Below are 21596 nucleotides of genomic sequence, written 5' to 3' on the forward strand. Positions count from 1 at the left end.
AATTCAAGCATGAAACGCCAATTTTTATTAGCTTTAATGCTTCTGACGGCTACAGTTTTGATGCTTTTTCTTGGGCACGGTGCGATTACAAAACCAGCGAATACGGCGACTATTTCGCTGCGATCGCTAGCAGACACGCGGGGGATTGGAATGAGTAGGGCGGTGGCGATGCAACCCTGATGTCACGATTCTACCTATCGGGAGGTGGTGGCGCGTGAGTTCAATCCCATCGTGGCAGAGAATAGGATGAAGTTTCAGGCAGTTCATCCAGAACGCGATATCCTCCAAGGACGACCTTCGGTTCGCTTCGATTTCACAGACGCAGATAATGATGGCTGATCGTAAAAAATTAATCAGCAATTAGCAGCCTAATATGACAACTAACTTTGAATTCGGCACGATTTCTAACTCTGAAGAAGCTAAACAGCTTGGGCAAATCTTAACCCAGTGCTTCAATTCACCGCCAGATAGCTGGCAGATGTATTTAAATCGGATTGGGTTGGAGAACTTCCGCGTCATCCTCCAAGGAGGGCAGGCGGCTGGGGGCTTAGGCATTCTCAACATGGGTCAGTGGTTCGGAGGTTCTCGCGTACCAATCGCCGGAATTGCCGCCGTGGGCATTGCGCCAGAGTATCGAGGCACAGGGGTAGCGGCGGCGCTGATGACTAATATTGTTAAGGAGTGTCACGCTAAGGGAATTCCCCTATCGACGCTCTACGCCTCTACCAGCGCCCTTTATCGGAAAGTAGGTTACGAACAAGCTGGGAACTATTGCCGTTTGACGGTGCCGACAGAGACGATTCTGCTCAAAGATCGCACTTTGCCGATGCAGCGCGTGGAAGCGACTCACCACGAATTTCACGAACTCTACCGTCAACGAGCGATCGCTTCCAGTGGCAACTTGGATCGCCACCAAGCCATTTGGCAAGGCATTGTCGAGTCCCCAGAAGACGTGATTTACGCCTACCGGATTGGCTTTGAAGACAAAGCAGAAGGTTACATCATTTTCAGCCAAAAGAGGGGCGACACAAGCTATCACCTTGAAGTCAGAGACATGGTGGCATTAACACCAGCAGCAGCACGTCGTTTGTGGACTTTCTTTGCCGATCACCGTTCTCTCGCAGACAAGGTGATTTGGCAAGGTCAGGCAGGAGACCCGCTTTTGTCTTTACTCACAGAACAAACTTACAAAATTGCCCATTTAGAACGATGGTTGGTGCGAGTCGTTGATGTGCCAAAAGCACTATCAATGCGCGGCTATCCGATTGGGTTAGAAGCCGAATTACATCTTGAGATTCAAGATAATGTATTGCCCGATAACAATGGAAAATTTGTTTTGGCAGTTTCCGGCGGACGCGGTGAAGTGACAAGAGGCGGACGCGGTGAATTACGGTTAGATGTGCGAGGCTTATCACCTTTATTCACAGGGTTACTGACAGCTCATCAGTTACAAACGATTGGGAAAATTGAAGGGGATGCCGATTCTTTATCGACCGCCATGCTGCTCTTTGCCAGTCCCGAACCGTGGATGCCAGATCATTTTTAGCGGCTCATTAGTTAGCAGCAAGGTAGGCAATGGCTATTATCCTACTAGCTACAATTCACCAATCATTTTTTTGAACCGCTCATGTTGGCGAATTCGATAAAAACTTGATTCATTTTTGGCATAAGTTTTAAATGTATTGGGATCGAGATTAATTGCCTGTTCTAGAGAATCAAGCGCTAAAGAAGCTTTGCCTTGTAGGGCACAGAAGCAAGCTTTGTTATACCAAGCATAAGGGTAGTGAGGATTGATTTCGATGGCTCTGTCACAACAGGCGATCGCTTCTTCGTATCGTTGCAATGCAGCGAGTGCCCCACTCCAGTCCGTCCAGATAGCGGGGTTATCTGGTTTGAGGACAATTGCTTGCTCGTAGGAAGCGATCGCTTCTTTATACCGTTGTAGGCTTCCTAACGCCCAGGCTCGATGGTGCCACGCTTCCCAAAAATCATGTTTTAGTTTAATGGCTTTGTCATAGGAAGCGATCGCTTCTTCGTACCGTTGAGATTTAAGTAGCTGATTGCCTTTTTCATAACAAGCATGATGCGGATTCATGACTCTACGAATTAGCAAAAAAACACCAATCGCCGCTAATAACAAAATGCCGGAATCAGCGTTGAAAGATGCGTATCCCTTCCATACCAATTCCATTGGAACACCAAGCAGTGCCCCAATTGTAAAAGCTGATTTCCAAAAAAGCAGATTTAACGGTTTTACGAATGAAAGCAGAATGAAGAGGGCAATAATTCCATATTTGCTCAGCTTTCTCAGTTTAATTTGAGTTTGATTCGGCAACCACGGCTCGATAATGCCATAACCATCCAGCGGCGGAATTGGCAGAAAGTTGAACTGAATAACGGAGATTTGTAGAATAATTAGAAATGCTAAAGCTGGGCCAATCCAGTGTTGGCTGAATGGCGTCACCCAACCCAGCCAAAAGGGAATCGTGAGCAATAAAGTCACGATTACACTAGCGATGGGACCCGCTGCGGAGACAGCACTTTTCCACCAACGATTGCGTAATTGGCTTTGATTGATGTAAACTGCGGCACCCGGTAAGGCAATCCCACCGATGAGAAGAAAGACGACGGGCAGAACCAAACTCAAAGTTGGATCGGTATATTTGAGGGGATTCAGGGTCAAATACCCCTTATCTTTAACTGAGGTATCCCCGCCCCAATAAGCAACTACCGCATGACCAAACTCGTGTATACAAACAGACACGATCCAGCCAAGACAGACGAAAACTGCGACAGGTAACATTGCTGCCCACCCTGAGGAAAAGCGGTTGAAAAGATGTTTTAATCTAACTCAGCCGCGAGGCAAATGGCAAAGTTGCAACGCGATCCGGTTCGGGTTAAATACGTTTAGATAAATCAGTATTTGAAAGAAGATCCCCCAACCCGCTGATAAATTGGGGGCGATGAGAAAAAAATCTCCTTTTTCAGGAGGCGAAGGGGGTGCAAATAGGTTGCCTCAAAACGTTAACTTAACTGTATTTGAAGCTTAATCTCCTACGTTGACTGTCGCTATGAGCGACTGGCCAGGAAAGTGTCCAAACTTGGCACATCCACCCAGCAACCCGTCTGATGGGATTCATGGGCTAAATCCATCAACAGCTGGGAATAAACTCCCTCTCGCAGCGATGGCGCGATCGCTTTCCCGGCGTCAATTGCCTGCACCCAGTTGTCTACAACTCGGATAAAGGGTGCCAGACGCCCATCCGTATAGGTTTGGGGAAACGCCAGCCGATGCGGAATTTCCACCTCAGCGAGGGATTTACCCGCAGGTGCCGCCCAGAGGCGAAAACCATGTACGTAATCTTTCTGATTTTCACTGCCCAAGACTAATGTACCGCGATCGCCATAAACTTCGATCCCGTGTGTCCGGGATGCATAGACAACCGAACTGATACACAGTTGGCAAGGCGTCCCATCCGCCAGTTCCAGCATCAGCATACACGTATCATCCGCATCCACCGGCTTCATTTCACCCGTGTTCGAGTCTGGACGAAAAGGAATTCCTGTAATCAGCTGGGCACACAGTCGCCGCACAGGTGCAAACAACCAGCTAATGTAATCAAAAGCGTGAGAACCGACGGCTCCCAATGCTCCTCCTCCCTGGTCTTTCCGAGAATACCAGTTCCACGGGCGCGTGGCATCGGCACGACTCGACACCAGCCAATCAATCTTGATTAGGCGTTGTTGCCCTACATACCCTTCTGCTAAAAGTTCCGCGAATCGCTGCCATGCGGGGACAAAGCGAAATTCAAAATCGAGGGTAGCGATCGCGCCGTTTTCTCTCGCCAACTGATACAACTGACGTGCCTCAGTCGCTGACAGGGCTGTGGGTTTTTCTAATAATAGATGCTTCCTAGCTTGCAACACCGTCTTCGCCATTTCATAGTGCAAAAAGGGCGGCGTTGAAATACTGACAGCGGCGACATCCGGTAAGGCGACGATTTCTTCTAGGGTGTCGCAAGCGTGGGGGATATTCTGGGCAGAAGCGAGAGCGATCGCTTTATCCAAATCCCGGTTGTAAACTGCAACTACCTGAGTACGCGGATGTGTCTGGAATCCGGGGATGTGGATTTTTTGACCAAATCCAGTCCCCACCACTGCTACGCCAATCGGGTTCGATGCTTGGGCTGAATTGCTGAATGTCATGCAGGGTTTTCCGATCTAAACTTTTCCACCCATTCAATCACTTGATAGCCGAGACGGGTGCCATCAAGTCGGTCAATTTCTCGGATGCCAGTAGGACTGGTGACATTCACTTCCGTGAGGTAGCCGCCAATGACATCAATCCCGACAAAAATTAAACCATCCTGGCGCAGTGTAGGAGCCAGTTGGGCGCAGATTTCGCGCTCTCGTTGGGTAATTTCTGTCTGAGCCACTCTACCCCCGACTGCCATATTGCCGCGAAATTCCTTGCCTGTAGGAATGCGATTCACAGATCCAATCGGTTCGCCATTGAGCAGGATAATTCGCTTGTCTCCCTCTTTAGCGGCGGGTAAGTAAGTTTGCACCATCACCGGAACTCGTGCCTGAAGGGTACTGAGTTCTATCAGGGAATTAAAGTTGCGATCGCTCGGATCTAAAAATAAAATTCCTTCCCCCGCCTTATTTCCCAACGGCTTCAGGATTGCTGCCCCTTTTGCCTCCAGAAACTGCCGGATCACCTGCTTATCCGCACTGACAATCGTTTCTGGAATCGCCTCCTTAAACTGGAGTGCGTACATCTTCTCATTTGCCGCCCGCAACCCATTGGGGGCATTGATGACCAATGTTTTCGCTGGATCGATATAGTCCAGAATGTAGGTGGCGTAGAGGTAAGGAACGGTTACTGGCGGATCTGTTCGCATGAAAACCGCGTCCATTGCCTCCAGCGGTTGCAAGACGCGATCGCCGACAGAAAACCATCGCGACTCCGCCACCCAGCGTCCTTCCACCAGTTGCACCGGCGTCAGTTGCACCGGCTCAAGCAACGCCCAAGCCTTGCCATCCCCCACACTCAATAAATTCGCCTGAGTAATCCAAACTTCGTGTCCCAGTGCTTGTGCTGCTTCCATCAGCGCCACACTGGTATCGTGACCGGGATCTAGGCGTTCGATGGGGTCAATAATAAAAGCAAGTTTCATGTTAGCTATCAGCTTTTTGTCTTTTGTCCATTGTCCGTTGTCCGCTGTCCGTTGTCCGCAAACAGTGGCTCAGGACGAATAACAAATGACGAATGACTATGCTGATTGTAGAAGTGGATCGAGCTTGCCTTGAGCTTCTAGCGCATAGGTATCATCGCAACCCCCAATATGCCGATCGTTGATAAAAACCTGAGGTACGGAACGCCGCCCATTTGCGCGTTTTGCCATCTCCGCCCGTGCTGCTTCATCCCCATCAATGCAGTATTCGATATAATCAACCCCTTTTTTATCGAGCAAAGCCTTGGCACGGATGCAGAAGGGGCAGCTGCTCCAGGTATAAATTTCCACTTTAGGAGCCATCTTGTCCTCAAATATTAAGTAATTTTTCTTGATCTTAGTCTAGTCAAACCCATCTATATCTTGTTTTCCGAGTAGAGTTGACTGAAAATCTTAGTTCGCTTAGTTAGCACGTCCCGTACCGGAAGTCCCACTCCATCCTAAAAAGCTCCCCGCTTAATCAAAGCGGAGAGCTTCTTGTGGAAATTTCCCAGAAATCAATCCTTAAGGGAAAAAGAGCCATTTAATATTGCTTAGCGCTGAAGCTAGAGAAAAAAATCTGGCTGAAGGCGCAAAAATATCAACGTCGAACCCATCCGTTAATCGTAAAGCGACTATCTGCGAAGGCTTTTGAGGGACATTGCACAGGTAATACTTCATGCATATAACGACTGAGAAAAAGCACAATGCTATTATTACGAGGCTCAACTGTTTTAAAGGAATCAGCCTTCACGTAAAAGTTATTTTCAATCTTGCTGTCATAAATTAGTAGCTCTCCACCAGAGAAAGCTTTGGGTTCTCGGTAAAAGTAGTAAACATAGGTTAATTCTCTGGTAGCAGTATCAGGACTACCATTATCATTGTGAACTTTGTAGTAATTTCCATCATTGTGAGAGGTTAATTGTGACTCAATTTGAGATACAGGAAATGATGGAATCCCTAATTTACTAAATATATCCGGTAAAATTGCTCGCAGGCGATTGACTATCCGTTCTGAAAACTCAGGGAAAGAGTAGAGAGCCATAGACCGACGATAATCAGTCGCATCGGTTGAAATGCTGGTAGGTACAAAGGCTGGCTCTTTTTTAAACACATAGTCGAGTAGTTGTTTGTGTTCCTCTTGAGTCAGAAAATTGTCAATTTGCACGTAGGGAGACGCTAAAACATCCGTTGGTTGAGGTTTCAGTTCCTGTTGCATGACAAAAACTGAGGGTTCGGTAACTACACCAACTAGATGTTCGCTTGGAAAACACAGAGAAGCGCGACCCTCGTCAATCGGAATCTGGAACAACCCGTAAAAACCATCTTCTTGCTTGTAAGAGCGAGCCACAACAGTTTTTACCAGATTTTCCAGTAAAGGGGCGTCTGATTTTAACAAGACAGTGTATTGATGTCCCCCTGCCAAGAGAAGTTTGACTTTTATCTCTTTGACTTCAACAGATGTTTCTATAAGTTTTCCTACTTTCACATACCTATCGCATTGAGTTTTTTTGGCTTGAAGTACAATTCACCCTGAGCAAAAGCTTCTCACCGTATCGGAAGTGAGAAGCTCTTTTTGAAATATGTATCTCTACTGGAGGTAAAACAGTCGCTTAACTAGCTCCTAACGCTACTGTGCGCTTGTCTTCCGTCTTTTGCCAAACCGCATGGCTGCAAAACTTGTCAGCATGAGTGCGCCCACTGTACTGGGTTCGGGTACTGGTCTAGGGTTACTCTTAGTGCCGCCGGTACTGGGGTTGGTGCCGGAACCGTAGTCAACTCCCGTACCGCCATTGCTGTAATCAACGCCAGTTGTGCCGCCAGTTGTGCCGCCAGTTGTGCCGCCAGTTGTGCCGCCAGTTGTGCCGCCAGTTGTGCCGCCAGTTGTGCCGCCAGTTGTGCCGCCAGTTGTACCGCCAGTTGTACCGCCAGTTGTACCGCCAGTTGTACCGCCAGTTGTACCGCCAGTTGTACCGCCAGTTGTACCGCCAGTTGTACCGCCAGTTGTACCGCCAGTTGTACCGCCAGTCTGGTTCGCAGGTGCTGGTGAGGCGGTTGCTGTTAGTTTGCTACTTCCCTCACGACTGTTTCCAGTGCCTACGCTCATCACGCGAACTCCGAAGTCCTGACTGTAAAACTGAGCGAGGGTTAAAGCTGTTGTGGCATGGGACAGAGTAAAAACGGCCGTTTGAAAGTCGTCCTTACCGCCCTTCAGACCTTGCTCACCAATTTCTATGCCAAATTCAAATGAGTGATTGCCTCCATCGCCATTCAAATTAGCTTGACCAACAGTGCTAAGGTTGCCGCTGGTACTATAGTCCGTCTCCGTTATCAATTGGTTTTTACCTGTTTGGTTCTGACCAACTACGCTCAGACCGCTTAGGAGGGAGTTATCAAGAATGTTAAAGAAGACTCCGCGTAGGTCGGCAAGCGATACGCTCTTGTCAACATCCACTTTAAACTGAACGTTCCCTGCTCCTGCTATTGCATCATCCAAAGTGAAGTTGACCTTAGCAGCAGAACCTGTGAAGGGAGAGGCGCTAAAAGTCATAGAGGCAGCATTGGCTGGGGAAAATGCAGAAGATGCGATCGCAACACCAGCAGCCACGAAGGAATAACTAAGTAGAGTTGGGATTGTCCTTTTCATCGTAATTAAAACCTTTACCAATTTAAGAGTGAACTGAAGTTGCGCTATGGAATCTGCGATCTTTGCACTACAGTGCAAGGTTGTATATCACAGGATGTTTAAACATCAATGAAATGCCTTGAACTTGTAGATTTCCCCTGATTTTCCTGAAAATCAATCATGTTTAATTTATTGTTACTTCTACTGTAGAGAGTATTCTTTTGATTGTCTATCGATTTTTTAAAACTTCTTCGTATCTTCATTTAAACTCAAATTATGAGTATTTTTTTTGCTGATTTCCGAGCATTTCTCTAGGCATTTACCTATAAGAGACACTACGCTTAAAACTGATGCTTGCGCCTTGAAATTCTTTCCAACCAATCATTCTGGGCAGCAATCGCAAGGTTTCAACTTTTGCAATTACCGCAAAATATCGAGCTTCAATATTAAGTGTTTCACATTTATAGGTGTAACGTCTTCAGCAGAACTACGCACTTATTTGGGTGATACAAATCCTATAAAAGCCATTTTCAGTATTTACCGAGTCGAAACACGAGGTTGAATATTTTAGGCAGGTTACTTTACCGCCAAAATCATAAGTAAATTCTTTTTGGCACTGATATCAATACGGATTGATTTCGCGATTAGCTAAATCAATCCTGCTTGCTTTGAGTATTTACCGAAGGAAAGCAGCCTTCTCAAGGGTAAGTATGCGAAGCCCTGAAGTGGTATTACTGCTATACAGAGATTCGGTTTAGCTAAGATAAACAACGCTTCAAGCAAGTTTTGAGACTATTTCACCTGAATGTCGCCACAAGTAAATTGCTGAAAGTCGTTGCTGTCAGGACTTGTGCCATTCAAAACCTGAAATCCAAAATCTAAAGTGGGATGAGACAGCGCAGTTATAGCGGTTCTCGCTGGTATTCCCTGCAAGGCTGATGTTCGGACAAATAATTGTTCGCCTCTCCAGCGTGTACTCAACGGAGAAGGGCTATTGTCTTGCTACCGACTTGAGCAATCTTGTTAAAGGCAATCGTAGTAGTCATCTGGGTGCCCCTCGGTACTAGGCAAGCAATAAATACAATGATTCAGAGTTTACAAGACCTGGCAGAGGCTGGTAGCGGGTAGATATCTTTCCTTGCTTAATATGGCTGTGTATACCGAGCTGACGAAGGTTGTTGAACCAGATATTCTAGGCGCACGCTAGATAATCAGTGATGCCAGAAGTGGAGGAGGTGACTGATGAAAGCACCTGAGTGCCAGAGTGCCCGTCACAAAAAGCGCTTTTTTGATGGCTTTATATTTTGCTCTGATTCAGATTCTGATATAGATGAGCTGCATTCCCAAAGAACGCCCTCAATCCCCCTCAATCTATATGTGGGCAACGAGTTCAGGAGAGCGTTGTGATTCTCAGTCAATCACTAAAAAAGTTTCACTTAACTAAGCGGCAGGCAATCTAGACTCAGACTTGGTAAGATCCATATAGAGAGGGAGAGGTAATCCGCTCCTCTTAGGACATTTTGCTCTCCAGGTGTGCAACTTCATCTGTCTACACAAGGCAAGTTTTATCCTTTAGCAACTTGTTTATATTTTGAAGGTGAGCTGGATCACAGATTACTGTTGCACAAGTGCCAGACGTTTTTACAACTAAACTGCTAAGCTTTTTAAATTAATCCAAAAGCTAGCGTCCTCCTAGTTTGGATGCGTGTCCTACCAGAGGCAATAGCGTAACTTAAAAAGTTTCCGTAAAAAACGCTTGCAAAAGCGGCATCTGTAATTATGCCAGGGAGCAGTTTTGAGTCATACTCAAATAGAAGAATAGGGTCTTCTGCCGGATCACTCTCTACGTCAGCCGCTGAATTGTTGAGCCTGGTTGAGCAACCAAGGCTTTTTGAGATTGGCTGGACTTTCCTCAAGCAGGCACGGTCCCAATCTCGTGCAGGCTTCTGGCATCAAACTATATGAACAATCAGTAAAACCTTTTTGATGACCCGCGATCGGAATCCTACAGGCAACACCCATGTCTAGCATGCAAAACCTATTCACAATTCACTTTTGGGGAGTAAGAGGAAGTATCGCCTGTCCGGGGCCGGAGACAGTCCGGTATGGAGGCAATACGCCTTGTGTTGAGATGAGAGTGGGTGGTGAACGCCTGATTTTCGATGGCGGCACTGGCCTGCGAGTGTTAGGGCAATCCCTGCTATCTCAAATGCCGGTGGAAGCTTATATGTTCTTCACCCACTCCCACTGGGACCACATTCAAGGGTTTCCTTTCTTTGTTCCTGCCTTTATTAAGGGGAATCGGTTTCATATTCATGGAACGGTTGCTCCGAATGGTTCGACGATTGAACAGCGCCTGCGCGACCAAATGCTCCACCCAAATTTTCCCGTGCCTTTACAAATCATGGGAGCCGATTTGAAATTCTACGATTTGCCAATCGGGCAAAAGGTACAAATTGGAGAAATTACAGTCGAAAATGCCCTGTTAAACCATCCTGGGGAAGCTGTGGGATACCGCGTCAACTGGCGGGGTTGCGCTGCCGCCTACGTGACCGATACAGAACACTCCCCGACTCGCATGGATGAAAAAGTTTTGTGGCTGGCTCGGAATGCAGATGTCCTAATTTATGATGCTACCTACACGGATGAGGAATACGACTCACCCAAATCTTCTAAAGTAGGTTGGGGACATTCGACCTGGCAGGAAGCCGTGAAAGTAGCTCGTGCCGCGAATGTGAAAAAACTGGTAATTTTCCACCACGATCCGCTGCACAATGATGATTTTCTCGATCGGGTTGGCGAACAGGTGGCGCAAGAGTTTCCCGAAGCGATAATGGCGCGGGAAGGCTTGTCAATTCAGCTAGTGCCACAGAATCATCTGCCAAATGCGATCGCTGTCCAAGAAGCGGGCGTTTCTGCCTAAATTGGTCATTGGCTAATCCTTAATGACTAATGACGAACGACTAAATTATGTAAAAATGTAAAGCGTGTGGGTAACTTCTTCTCCTGACACTGCTCTAAAACCAACCGCTGTTGCCTTGGGAAACTTTGACGGTGTGCATCGCGGGCATCAACAGGTCGTCAAACCAATTTTGAAGGCTTCTGACGTTCCGGGTGTACCAACGCTTCCTCCATCGTCCCTGCATCGGCGGTTAGAATACCATTGGCAAAGCCAAAGTGAGGACACGGGACGGTCGCCTGAGACGAAAATTCTCAGTTCCAACGAATATCCCATCGCTACAGTGGTGACGTTTAATCCGCATCCGCGAGAGTTTTTTACAGGTCAACGCCGAGGACTGCTAACACCCCGACCCGAAAAAGTACGACAACTAGAGGCATTGGGTGTGGAACAGCTGGTGCTGTTGCCGTTTGACAGGGAACTGGCTGCTTTGAGTCCGCAGCAGTTTGTAGAAAAGATTTTGGTGAGACAACTCCGAGCGCAAAGTGTGAGTGTCGGAGAGGATTTTCGCTTTGGGTGCCAAAGAGCGGGTACGGGGGCGGACTTAAAAGCGATCGCGCACTCTTATGGCATCAGTGTTATCTTAGTGCCGTTGCAAACCTGTGAGGGCGAACGGATTAGCAGTTCAGTCATCCGTCAGGCGCTCCAAGAAGGAGACTTAGAGCAGGCAAACCGGCTACTAGGGCGTCCTTACACGCTCACTGGATTAGTCGTGAAAGGACAACAACTAGGCAGAACCATCGGATTTCCTACCGCCAACCTACAACTTCCTTCAGAAAAGTTTTTACCCCGACAGGGCGTTTATTGTGTCAGAGTTTATAGCGAAACCGAGGATGGTTCGGAAGCCACCGGGCAAACAGAAACAGGGAACGGGGAAGCCAAAGTAGCGGCGGACGCTTGTTCCTTGCCAATAGAGGGCATCGGCGTGATGAATATTGGCAATCGCCCCACGGTAGACGGTACCACCTCCACCGTAGAAGTTCACCTGTTAGATTGGGTCGGAGATTTATATGGAAAGACCTTAACTGTGAGCTTGGAACAGTTTTTGCGCCCCGAACAAAAATTTGCTTCCCTGGACGCGCTAAAGACGCAAATACAAGCAGACTGCGAGGCAGCAAGAGCCTTATTTAGGACTGAGGACTGAGGACTGAGGACTGAGGACTGAGGACTGAGGACTGAGGACTGAGGACTGAGGAGTCGAAGAGTGAGGAGCCAAAGAGTGAGGACTGAGGACTGAGGACTGAGGACTGAGGAGTCGAAGAGTGAGGAGCCAAAGAGTGAGGGTTGAGGACTGAGGACTGCAATAGAGTGAGGTGAGATACAAATACAGGCAGACTGCGAGGCAGCAAGAGCCTTTTTAAGCGTGAATTGCTAAGCGGTCTTATTCATCCATCCTCAGTCGTCATCAGTCATTGTTACTGTTCGCAGACAACAGGCAACAGACGACGGACAATGGACGAATTCACTACTGACGAATGACTAAAAAATAACGACTATGAGACAACGTATTGAGCAGCTGACGCAAAATCTGGGTCGCACAGTTGTCGGCAAAGCAGATGCCATTCGCTTAGTGCTAGTAGCCCTCCTTTCCGGTGGTCACGCCCTGTTGGAAGATGTCCCTGGCGTTGGTAAAACCCTGTTGGCTAAATCGCTGGCACGCTCGATTGACGGAAAGTTTCAACGCATTCAATGTACTCCGGATCTTTTGCCCACTGATATCACCGGCACGAATATCTGGAATCCCGCCGGACGCGAGTTTGAATTTCTGCCGGGACCCGTGTTTGCAAATGTGCTGCTGGCAGACGAAATTAACCGCGCTACGCCTCGCACCCAATCGGCTTTATTAGAAGTGATGGAAGAGCGACAAGTCACCGTCGATGGGGTTTCTCGCACCGTACCCAATCCGTTTTTTGCGATCGCAACTCAGAACCCAATTGAGTATCAAGGCACGTTTCCGTTGCCAGAAGCCCAAATGGATCGCTTCACAGTTTCCTTAACTTTGGGCTATCCCAGCGAGCAAGAAGAACTCCAAATGCTGCAACGGCTTGCTGAAGGCGTTAGGGTAGAAGATTTACAGCCCTGTATTTCCCTGGAAGACGTGCTGGAGTTACGGCGTCTGTGTGGCGGCGTGAAGGTAGAGGCGTCTTTGCAACAGTACATTCTCGACTTGGTGCGGGCGACGAGGGAAGATGAAGAAATTACCCTGGGTGCCAGTCCTCGCGGTACCGTTGCCTTGCAGCGAAGTACCCAAGCACTGGCTTTTTTGGAAGGGCGAGATTATGCTATTCCCGATGATGTGAAGTTCCTGGCACCTCACGTCCTTTCCCATCGTCTCATTCCATCGGGCGGTCGCCGTGCTAAGACGATTGTGGAGCGTCTGCTGCGCTCGATTCCGATTCCATAGACTTTTGTCCCTTGTCAGTTGTCTTTTGGTAGTAGGTAGTAGGTAGCAGGTAGTCGGTGTAACTCACAAACCACAACCCACAACCCATTACCCATTACCCAAGCATCCGTTATGCCAAAGCTTGTCCGGTCAAAAACCCGCTCCCGCGCTTTCCCAGGGCGAGAAGCCGCGCCTAGGGGCATCCGCAAGCGATCGCTTTTTACTTTGTTTTTACTGCTCTTAGTCTGGAGCATCATCCTGGGATGGGGAATGGCAATGGCAATGGACGTTCAGAGCCAAGTACCCATCGCCCAAATATCAACAGCCACAGAAAATAGTCCAGAGACAGAAACAATTGGCACCGTCGATCCCGTTATCAGTCGCCTCGAATTGGGACAACAACTCTACCGGGATAACTGTTCCACCTGTCACATTGCCGTCCCCCCAGCCGTTCTGCCGATGGAAACCTGGAAAAATCTGCTGCAAGAAACGCACCAACATTACGGGACGCAGTTGCCGCGCATCATCACTCCCTCACTTTTACTGATTTGGGATTACGTGAGGACTTACTCTCGTCCCCAACTAGAAAAAGAAACCGTGCCCTATCGGGTTACAGAATCTCGCTATTTAAAAGCACTTCATCCTCGCGTCGAACTGCCCCAGCCCGTAAAACTCTCTAGTTGCGTCACCTGTCACCCTGGCGCTAATCAATACAACTTCCGGGATCTGACTGCTGAATGGGAAAATTCACCCTAAAGTTAGACGGGATGCCCGTACCATCTCAGCCTAAGTGGAAATGATACGATGATTGATAAATGCCGAAGGTCGTTGGAGGCATAAAACCGCTAGGCAGAAAGATGAATCAAGTAGGACTTCTCCGCTGACTTCTGACTTCTGACTCCTAAGTTCATCCTTCATCCTTCATCCTGCGAAGAAAGCACCGCTATACGCGACAGCGAATCGCTAACATCCTTCATCCTTCTAAAGTTTCCTTTTGCTGCTATGTTTAAAAAATTACTGGGCGACCCCAACGCACGCAAGCTCAAAAAATACCAACCTTATGTTGTAGATATCAACCTCTTGGAGGAAGAAATCCAAGCGCTGTCCGACGAACAACTGACGGGCAAAACCGCAGAATTTAAACAGCGACTGGAGAAAACTAAGACAGCGCGGGAACGCCAAGAACTGTTGGATGAGTTGCTCCCAGAAGCTTTTGCAGTCGTGCGGGAAGCAGGGCGGAGAGTTTTGGGAATGCGCCACTTTGACGTGCAGATGCTCGGTGGGATTGTTCTGCACAAAGGTCAAATCGCCGAAATGAAAACTGGGGAAGGAAAAACCCTGGTATCAACCCTACCGGCTTACCTCAACGCCCTGACTGGCAAGGGAGTCCACGTAGTCACGGTCAATGACTACCTGGCGAGGCGCGATGCCGAGTGGATGGGTCAGGTGCATCGGTTCTTGGGCTTGAGCGTAGGGCTGATTCAATCGGGAATGGGGCCAAGCGAACGCCAGAAAAATTACGCCTGCGATATTACTTACGCCACGAACAGCGAACTAGGTTTTGATTACCTGCGCGACAACATGGCAACCTCAATGGCGGATGTGGTACAGCGTCCCCCGAACTATTGCATCATCGACGAAGTAGACTCGGTGTTGATTGACGAGGCGCGGACGCCGCTGATTATTTCCGGGCAAGTCGAGCGCCCAACCGAGAAGTACATGAAGGCGGCAGCGATCGCTTCGGCGCTGGAAAAGGAAGTTGAGAGCGACGGGAATAAGCAAGGGCATTACGAGGTAGATGAAAAAGCTCGTAACGTTCTGATGACGGATGAAGGGTTTGCCAGAGCAGAACAGCTGCTGGAAGTCAAGGATTTGTACGACCCCAACGATCCTTGGGCGCACTATATCTTTAATGCGATTAAGGCAAAAGAGCTGTTTAAAAAAGATGTAAACTATATCGTCCGCGACGGGGAAGTCGTGATTGTGGATGAGTTTACGGGGCGGGTACTCCCCGGTCGTCGCTGGAGTGACGGACTCCACCAAGCAATTGAGGCGAAAGAGCGGGTAGAAATTCAGAATGAAACGCAAACGCTCGCGACGATTACTTATCAAAATTTCTTCTTGCTGTATGAAAAGCTCGGCGGGATGACCGGAACGGCAAAGACAGAAGAAGCCGAATTTGAAAAAATCTACAAACTGGAAGTTACGCAAATTCCCACTAATAGACCGAGCGGACGGGGAGATATGCCCGATGTGGTCTACAAGGTAGAGGCAGGAAAGTGGCGGGCGATCGCTGAAGAGTGTGCGGAAATGCACAAAGTTGGGCGACCCGTCCTTGTGGGAACAACCAGCGTAGAAAAATCAGAACTCCTGTCAACTCTGTTGAGCGAGCGAGAAGTGCCGCACAACCTGCTGAATGCCAAACCGGAAAATGTAGAGCGGGAGTCGGAAATTGTCGCTCAAGCCGGTCGCAAAGGGAAAGTGACGATTGCGACGAACATGGCGGGTCGCGGAACCGACATCATTTTGGGCGGGAATGCGGACTATATGGCACGCCTGAAGCTGCGGGAATACTTGATGCCCAAGATTGTGCAGCCGGAAGAAGAAGATAGTTTTGCCTTAAGCCAGGTGGCAGGAGCGCCAGGACGTGCCCCCGCGCAGGGGTTTACTCCCGGTAAGAAGGTGAAAAGCTGGAAGGTTAGCCCGCAAATTTTCCCGACTCAGTTATCCAAGGATACGGAACAAAAGCTGAAAAGTGCGGTAGATTTTGCCGTACAGCAATATGGAGAGCGGAGCCTGCCAGAGTTGGAGGCAGAGGATAAGCTAGCCGTTGCCTCAGAAAAAGCACCGACGGATGACGCGGTCATCCAACGGCTGCGGGAGGTTTACAACTTAATTCACAAAGAGTACGAACAATTTACGAGCGCCGAACACGAAGAAGTGATCCAGTTGGGCGGTTTGCACGTTATCGGCACAGAACGCCACGAGTCGCGCCGGATTGACAACCAGTTGCGGGGTCGCGCCGGACGGCAAGGAGACCCAGGCTCGACGAAGTTTTTCTTGAGTTTGGAAGACAACCTGTTGCGGATTTTTGGTGGCGATCGCGTGGCAGGATTGATGGATCGATTGCGGGTAGAGGAGGATATGCCCATTGAATCCGGGATGCTAACCCGGAGTCTGGAAGGGGCGCAGAAAAAAGTCGAAACCTACTACTACGACATCCGGAAGCAGGTATTTGAGTACGACGAGGTGATGAACAACCAGCGTCGCGCTATCTATGCCGAACGCCGCCGCGTCTTGGAGGGGCTGGATTTGAAAGAACAGGTGATTCAGTATGCCGAGCGGACAATGGATGACATTGTGGAGGCTTACGTCAATCCAGAATTACCTTCGGAAGAATGGGATTTAAACAGCCTTGTCGCCAAGGTGAAGGAATTTGTCAATCTGTTGGCAGATTTGGAGCCGTCCCATCTAGAAGACATGAGCGTTGGGGAAATCAAAACTTTCTTGCAAGAAGAAGTGCGAAAAGCCTACGACCTCAAAGAATCGACTGTCGATCAAATTCAGCCTGGTTTGATGCGCCAAGCCGAGCGGTTTTTTATCTTGCAGCAAATTGATACCCTTTGGCGGGAACACCTACAAGCAATGGACGCCTTGCGCGAGTCGGTAGGTTTGCGCGGCTACGGTCAAAAAGACCCGCTGATTGAGTACAAGCAGGAAGGATATGAGATGTTTCTGGACATGATGACGGATATCCGCCGGAATGTGGTTTATTCGTTGTTCCAGTTCCAGCCGCAGGTTCAGCCGCAAGCGGTGTAAAAGAATTAAAAATTAAAAATTGGGCATTCAATTTTTAATTTTTAATTAGACCATTGGTAGTAACAACCGAGTTAAGTAGCGGTGTCCTTCCATCTGGTAAAACTGGAGATCGCCGCCAAAAGAGCGCACGAAGCGTTGGCAAATCTTCAAGGTTGGTTCGAGATGGAAACCCGCTCCTACGGGTGTTGTCAAATCAAAACGTTCCGAATCGGTCATTAACAATTCCACGAGGGAAGCGCTGTCCTCTTGGGGAATTTTGACTTCAGCCTTGAGATGAATCCGGCTGTTTGCGGTTGCCTTACGAGCTGCGATCGCTAACAGTTCGGAGAGGACGCATTCCAGCTTAAGCAGGTCGCTATATACGTGAAGGTTGCTACCCACTCCTCCGATGGATACTTGAATCTGGCGCTGATGGTAGAGAGGTTGAACGAACCAGAGCGATCGCTTCAACACATTCGCTAACGGCACCTTTGTCAGTCGGCGCTTCAGATGCCACTGCTCCTCCTCCACGAGCGGGGCGAACTCCCCAAGGATATTCCCTAGCTCGCGGATGAGTTGTGAGGAGTGCATACGCGCTAAAGATTTATCTGGAGGATGCCCTTTAGAAGGTACAGAACTGTCTGCACGATTGGTTTGTTCTCCCAGCGGGATGTCTGATAATCCCCCCCCTACAAGTTGATTCAGGCGGTTAAGTCGATCGGCGGCAGAGGAATGCAAGCTTGCCATACAACGATGTTTATACCAGTTCAGCTGTTCTAGGTTTCTGACTTGCCCATAGAGAGCGGCGTTTTCCAAGGTGTACTGGCGAATCCGAGCGAACTGTCCTATCAAGGTTTCCACAACCGGAAGTAAGTGTTCGGGCCACTGACGCTGGGGGCTGTCTGCCAGCACAACCAGACCACCGGAAGGATGAAGGGGAGTTGTTTCCTCCTTCATCCTTCCTCCTTCATCCTGGGGGAGAGCCATGACCAGCAAGCAGCCGATACTGGCGCTGCTCAGCCATTGCCGGGATCTACCGGGGATTTGCGTGCCCCGCTTTTCTAGAAGACCCTCAGTCGTTAGAGCTTCCTGAATCAATGCATCGTTGAGTGGAACCGAAAGGTCGGGGGGAAGGGCAAACCGCGAGTTTGCCATCACCGCCGCCGCTACCTTGGCGTTTTCAATCCGAGAATCTTTCCGAGTGCCTCCCCAAGTAAGCAAGAGCGCTAGAGGAGATTGCAGCATCTCAGAGAGGAATTCCACCCAAGCCCGATCGAACCCGGCTGGGTCTGGCGGTGCCGATAAGAGAATCTTTAAGCCAGCCTGGAAGAAGGATTGGGCTGACTCTGAGAGTTGGGTAGAGGTTCTCATCTCCAAGGTGCGGACTGCCAAACTTAATTGTTGGCTGACGATGCCTAGTAATTGGCGCTCGGTTTGGTTCCAAGTTCGGGGGGTGTTATGACCAATGACAACAAGGGGTAACTTCTCTTCCGAGTCTGGGTCAAGCTCAGAGGTGTCGCGACTGGACATCCGGCAGACTAAAAGCGATCGCACACCTAAACCCGCCAAGCTCTCCCGCCAGCGACCCAGTCGCGGGTCTTGTTCCCAATCTTCAATCGCCACGGCTTCAGGACTTTCCTCGATTAGCTGCCGGTCAGCACCTGTAACAGCGCTGAGGGAAGTTGTTAGGGGTCTTCTATTCAGTGGCTGGCGCTGGTAAACAACCGAATAATTTTCAGCTTTCTGTTTTGAGTTTTCAGTTGAACCTGGAGTAATCGGGAATGAGTCTTGTCCCCCATTCCCGAACCATGACCCATGACCACTTCTGGGTTGTTGCAGTACCAAAAAACGTTCTGCCCCCAGCCGCTTCAAGAGCAGTTGGGCACACTCATCTAAGGCTTTCTCAGCGTTTGTGTTGTCGGCGAGGATACGGGCACACTCTGCTACCAGTTGGGCATCCTGTTGGGTACGCTCAAGCGTTCCTTCTATCTCCTCACTTCCTGCCCCTAGGGAGATCAACTGAGCAGCCGCACGAATGTAGTTTTTTTCCGCTTCTTCCCAGATGCGAGCTTCATTGCCTTCCACTGCCAGAAAGCCCACCAGTTCCTGCTTTACCCGAATCGGCGCAGCCAAAAGGGAGCGTGCCCGCAACCTGGAGAGCAAGCGCCCGGTTACTTCGGCTTTTAGGGGGCTTCTACCCGCGCCAATGGCAATCAGCCGATTTTCATTCAGAGCTAGATAAAATTCGCTGACTTCTTGGACGGTAAGACCAGCAGCAGCACTGGCGGCTGAGGAAGCGAGTCCCCTAGATGTCTGGCGGTTGCCAACTCGGTGCCAAAAGTAGCGTCGCTCTGGGGAATACCAGTAGACGCTGGTGCGAGTTGGTCCAATAAATTGCTGCGTCATGGCTACCACAGCCTCTAGGCGTTGATCCATCGCAGGCATCCGCGCCATCTGGTCTAGCACCTGAAATAGTGGCTGGTCGGGGCGCTTGGTCGAGGAGTGCTGCCAGTCAAGTTCAATCTGGTACAGGGCAGCAGCTAATCCCCCAAATAGCATTGACATCTGGGCTTTTTCTCCCGGTCGAGGAGTGGCACCCCACAAGGACGATCCTAGTAGCACGACACCAAAACAACGGTCTTTGCAGCGCAAAGGATAAAAAAACGCACCCTGAATTCCAAATTGTTGAGCTGCTCGACGCCATTCTCCAGCCCGCACTTCTTCGCTGAGATTTGGGACGCCTAAGGAGCGCTGCTGGATGACTACCTGCTCCAGAAGGTCGCCGGGACTTAGGGTAAACTTACTTTTAAGAAATTTTGTGTCGCCGGTGGGAGTGACGCCGCCTTTGCCAAATAAACGGTGATCTAAGCGATCGTAGAGGCCAATCCAAATCAGGCGATAGTCAAACTCGGAGGCGAGATAATTCAGGGTGGTTTCGATGAGAACGTCAACATTCTCCTCTTCCCGCATGGTCTGAAGGACGCGCCCCAAGGCAACAAGTTGGTTTTCGTAGTCCGCTGGACTTTGGTCTGGAGTGTGGTGTTGATCCATGTTATTCAACCGCGACCCGACTCATTGCGATCGCTTGTCGCTTGTCAGATTTCTCACTTGAAAGTAGGACTGTTAGCGTAGCGGCGCTCTACTCCCGGATTGCCCGAACAAACCAGAGCGTCTCAAAAAGAAAGATTTTCAGCTTGTTCGTTGTGAAACTTTGCTCATCGGTGAGTGTCTTAAAACTCGGAAGTCGGGCGTGCGGGAAAGAGACTTTCATGTTTTTGGTATGAACTTTGTTCGTGGGTGTCTCTTGCAAAGCTTGTAATATCTAGAATGCCCTTACTTGAGGATAGTCGGTTGTCAATTATTAGTTATTTTTGTTTTCTTTTTTACCAATGACTAATGATTAACGACGAATGATTAAATTATGGATATCTATCAACTCGCAATTCGTCCGGCATTATTTTCCGGATTGAAAGCCGATCCAGAATGGCTGCATCAACAAACGCTCCATCTGTTCAGCGCTCTTGCCGGTTTGCCTTCTCATCCCCCCAAAAGCTGGATTGTTGCACAATTACAGCAATCTTACGCCAAGAGAGATGCTCGCTTAGAACAAACTCTGTGGAAGATAAAGTTCCCCAATCCAGTGGGTCTAGCCGCTGGATTTGATAAGGATGGCGTCGCGGCTGGGATTTGGCCTAGTCTCGGCTTCGGCTTTGCGGAACTCGGTACCGTAACCTTACACGCGCAACCGGGAAATCCCCGTCCTCGCTTGTTTCGCTTGCCGATGGACAAAGCCGCCCTCAACCGGATGGGATTTAATAACCAAGGGGCAGCGGCAATGGCGCAAAGGTTGGAAAGCTGGAGTGGAAAGTTAAAAGCTGAAAATTCCAACCTTCAACCTTCAACCTTCAACATTCCCCTAGGAATTAATCTAGGTAAATCTAAGATAACGTCACTAGAGGCTGCGGCTGCTGACTATCTGGGTAGTTTTCGCCTTTTGAAGGATTTGGGAGATTACTTTGTCGTTAACGTTAGCTCACCCAATACACCGGGATTGCGAAGTCTCCAGTCTTCGGATCAGCTGAGTCTGATTCTAGATGCCCTGCAACAAGAAAATCAAGGACAAAAACCTCTACTGGTAAAGATTGCCCCAGATTTGGAGTGGGAAGCGATCGCTTCTGTGATTGAACTTGCTAAAAATTACCAACTGGCTGGGATCATCGCCACTAACACCACTATCCGGCGCGATCATCTAAAAACCCAGATACTTTCCCCAACTGGTAAACCCGTGAGTGAAGAAGCCGGTGGCATCAGCGGTGCCCCTTTAAGAGAACGTTCTACCGAAGTCATTCGCTTTATCTTCACGCAAACGCAAGGTCAACTGCCCATTATCGGCGTCGGCGGCATCTTCACTGCCCAAGATGCCTGGGAGAAAATCGCGGCGGGTGCTAGCCTGATCCAGGTTTACACTGGCTGGATTTATGAAGGTCCTTGGATGGTACGCCGCATTCTGGAGGGTCTGTTGCAAAAATTGCAGGAACACAGCTTAGCGTCCCTCTCTGACGCCGTTGGCATAGACAGTCTTCAGACTTGATTTCAAGCTACCCACTGTCACTT

The 21596-nt window shown here is 49.1% G+C and carries 18 protein-coding genes and 1 pseudogene; 10 read left to right on the plus strand and 9 right to left on the minus strand.

Going from position 1 to position 21596, the window contains the following annotated elements; genetic code table 11:
* Positions 1-9: 9 nt before the first annotated feature.
* The 3 genes and pseudogenes from NC994_RS11400 (at position 10) to NC994_RS11410 (ending at position 1546) form a co-directional block, all read left to right on the plus strand.
* The gene (locus tag NC994_RS11400; RefSeq protein WP_190437962.1) at positions 10-180 is read left to right on the plus strand and encodes a hypothetical protein; all 171 of its coding nucleotides are present in this window, start codon (positions 10-12) and stop codon (positions 178-180) included.
* A 21-nt stretch (positions 181-201) separates the two neighbouring features.
* A pseudogene (locus NC994_RS11405) lies at positions 202-339 on the plus strand (endo-1,4-beta-xylanase); the annotation flags it as partial.
* A 34-nt stretch (positions 340-373) separates the two neighbouring features.
* Positions 374-1546 carry a GNAT family N-acetyltransferase gene (locus tag NC994_RS11410; RefSeq protein ID WP_190437964.1) on the plus strand — a complete coding sequence of 391 codons (1173 nt, stop codon included), beginning with the start codon at positions 374-376 and terminating at the stop codon, positions 1544-1546.
* A gap of 48 nt (positions 1547-1594) precedes the next feature.
* Here the strand turns inward: NC994_RS11410 and NC994_RS11415 are convergent, their stop codons facing one another.
* The 7 genes from NC994_RS11415 to NC994_RS11445 form a co-directional block, all read right to left on the minus strand.
* Positions 1595-2803, minus strand: a complete 1209-nt coding sequence (locus NC994_RS11415) for a tetratricopeptide repeat protein (protein ID WP_190437966.1) — start codon at positions 2801-2803, stop codon at positions 1595-1597.
* A 266-nt stretch (positions 2804-3069) separates the two neighbouring features.
* Positions 3070-4206, minus strand: coding sequence for a Gfo/Idh/MocA family oxidoreductase (locus tag NC994_RS11420; protein WP_190437968.1), 1137 nt, complete (start codon positions 4204-4206; stop codon positions 3070-3072).
* Positions 4203-5180 carry a glutathione synthase gene (gene gshB / locus NC994_RS11425; RefSeq protein WP_190437970.1) on the minus strand — a complete coding sequence of 326 codons (978 nt, stop codon included), beginning with the start codon at positions 5178-5180 and terminating at the stop codon, positions 4203-4205. The genes NC994_RS11420 and gshB overlap by 4 nt, the downstream gene beginning before the upstream one ends.
* 96 nt (positions 5181-5276) lie before the next feature.
* On the minus strand, positions 5277-5540 hold the full coding sequence (gene grxC / locus NC994_RS11430; protein WP_190437973.1) for a glutaredoxin 3: 264 nt from the start codon (positions 5538-5540) through the stop codon (positions 5277-5279).
* 277 nt (positions 5541-5817) lie between these two features.
* A complete protein-coding gene (locus NC994_RS11435; protein ID WP_347276950.1) occupies positions 5818-6705 on the minus strand; it encodes a 2OG-Fe(II) oxygenase in 888 nt (295 codons plus the stop codon).
* Positions 6706-6846: 141 nt separating this feature from the next.
* On the minus strand, positions 6847-7863 hold the full coding sequence (locus NC994_RS11440; RefSeq protein ID WP_190437984.1) for a PEP-CTERM sorting domain-containing protein: 1017 nt from the start codon (positions 7861-7863) through the stop codon (positions 6847-6849).
* 771 nt (positions 7864-8634) lie between these two features.
* Entirely contained in the window at positions 8635-8823 is a 189-nt protein-coding gene (locus tag NC994_RS11445) for a hypothetical protein (RefSeq protein WP_190437986.1), read from the minus strand.
* 261 nt (positions 8824-9084) lie between these two features.
* Here NC994_RS11445 and NC994_RS11450 point away from each other — a divergent pair, with 261 nt between their 5' ends.
* From NC994_RS11450 to NC994_RS11460, 3 genes are all read left to right on the plus strand, one after another.
* Positions 9085-9249, plus strand: coding sequence for a hypothetical protein (locus NC994_RS11450; RefSeq protein ID WP_190414090.1), 165 nt, complete (start codon positions 9085-9087; stop codon positions 9247-9249).
* 613 nt (positions 9250-9862) lie between these two features.
* Complete coding sequence (locus tag NC994_RS11455; protein ID WP_190414088.1) at positions 9863-10765, plus strand: MBL fold metallo-hydrolase; 903 nt, start codon at positions 9863-9865, stop codon at positions 10763-10765.
* Positions 10766-10829: 64 nt separating this feature from the next.
* A complete protein-coding gene (locus NC994_RS11460) occupies positions 10830-11945 on the plus strand; it encodes a bifunctional riboflavin kinase/FAD synthetase (protein ID WP_190437988.1) in 1116 nt (371 codons plus the stop codon).
* Here the strand turns inward: NC994_RS11460 and NC994_RS11465 are convergent.
* On the minus strand, positions 11929-12150 hold the full coding sequence (locus NC994_RS11465; protein ID WP_190437990.1) for a hypothetical protein: 222 nt from the start codon (positions 12148-12150) through the stop codon (positions 11929-11931). The two genes, NC994_RS11460 and NC994_RS11465, sit on opposite strands and share 17 nt — an antisense overlap.
* 146 nt (positions 12151-12296) lie before the next feature.
* Here NC994_RS11465 and NC994_RS11470 point away from each other — a divergent pair, with 146 nt between their 5' ends.
* The 3 genes from NC994_RS11470 to secA all read left to right on the plus strand — a co-directional run bounded on the left by NC994_RS11470 (position 12297) and on the right by secA (position 17003).
* Entirely contained in the window at positions 12297-13205 is a 909-nt protein-coding gene (locus tag NC994_RS11470) for a MoxR family ATPase (RefSeq protein WP_190414084.1), read from the plus strand.
* A gap of 111 nt (positions 13206-13316) precedes the next feature.
* Positions 13317-13940, plus strand: a complete 624-nt coding sequence (locus NC994_RS11475; protein WP_190437993.1) for a diheme cytochrome C — start codon at positions 13317-13319, stop codon at positions 13938-13940.
* A 246-nt stretch (positions 13941-14186) separates the two neighbouring features.
* Positions 14187-17003, plus strand: a complete 2817-nt coding sequence (secA, locus tag NC994_RS11480) for a preprotein translocase subunit SecA (protein WP_190414081.1) — start codon at positions 14187-14189, stop codon at positions 17001-17003.
* A 45-nt stretch (positions 17004-17048) separates the two neighbouring features.
* Here secA and NC994_RS11485 read toward each other — a convergent pair whose 3' ends face one another.
* Positions 17049-20033 carry a GAF domain-containing protein gene (locus NC994_RS11485; protein WP_190438001.1) on the minus strand — a complete coding sequence of 995 codons (2985 nt, stop codon included), beginning with the start codon at positions 20031-20033 and terminating at the stop codon, positions 17049-17051.
* A gap of 370 nt (positions 20034-20403) precedes the next feature.
* On the opposite strand from NC994_RS11485, the gene NC994_RS11490 reads away from it, so the two are divergent.
* A complete protein-coding gene (locus NC994_RS11490; protein ID WP_190430511.1) occupies positions 20404-21573 on the plus strand; it encodes a quinone-dependent dihydroorotate dehydrogenase in 1170 nt (389 codons plus the stop codon).
* Positions 21574-21596: the final 23 nt, after the last annotated feature.

Origin of the sequence: Trichocoleus sp. AS-A1, from assembly GCF_039962015.1 — a bacterium.
Classification (GTDB): Bacteria; Cyanobacteriota; Cyanobacteriia; order Cyanobacteriales; family FACHB-T130; genus FACHB-T130.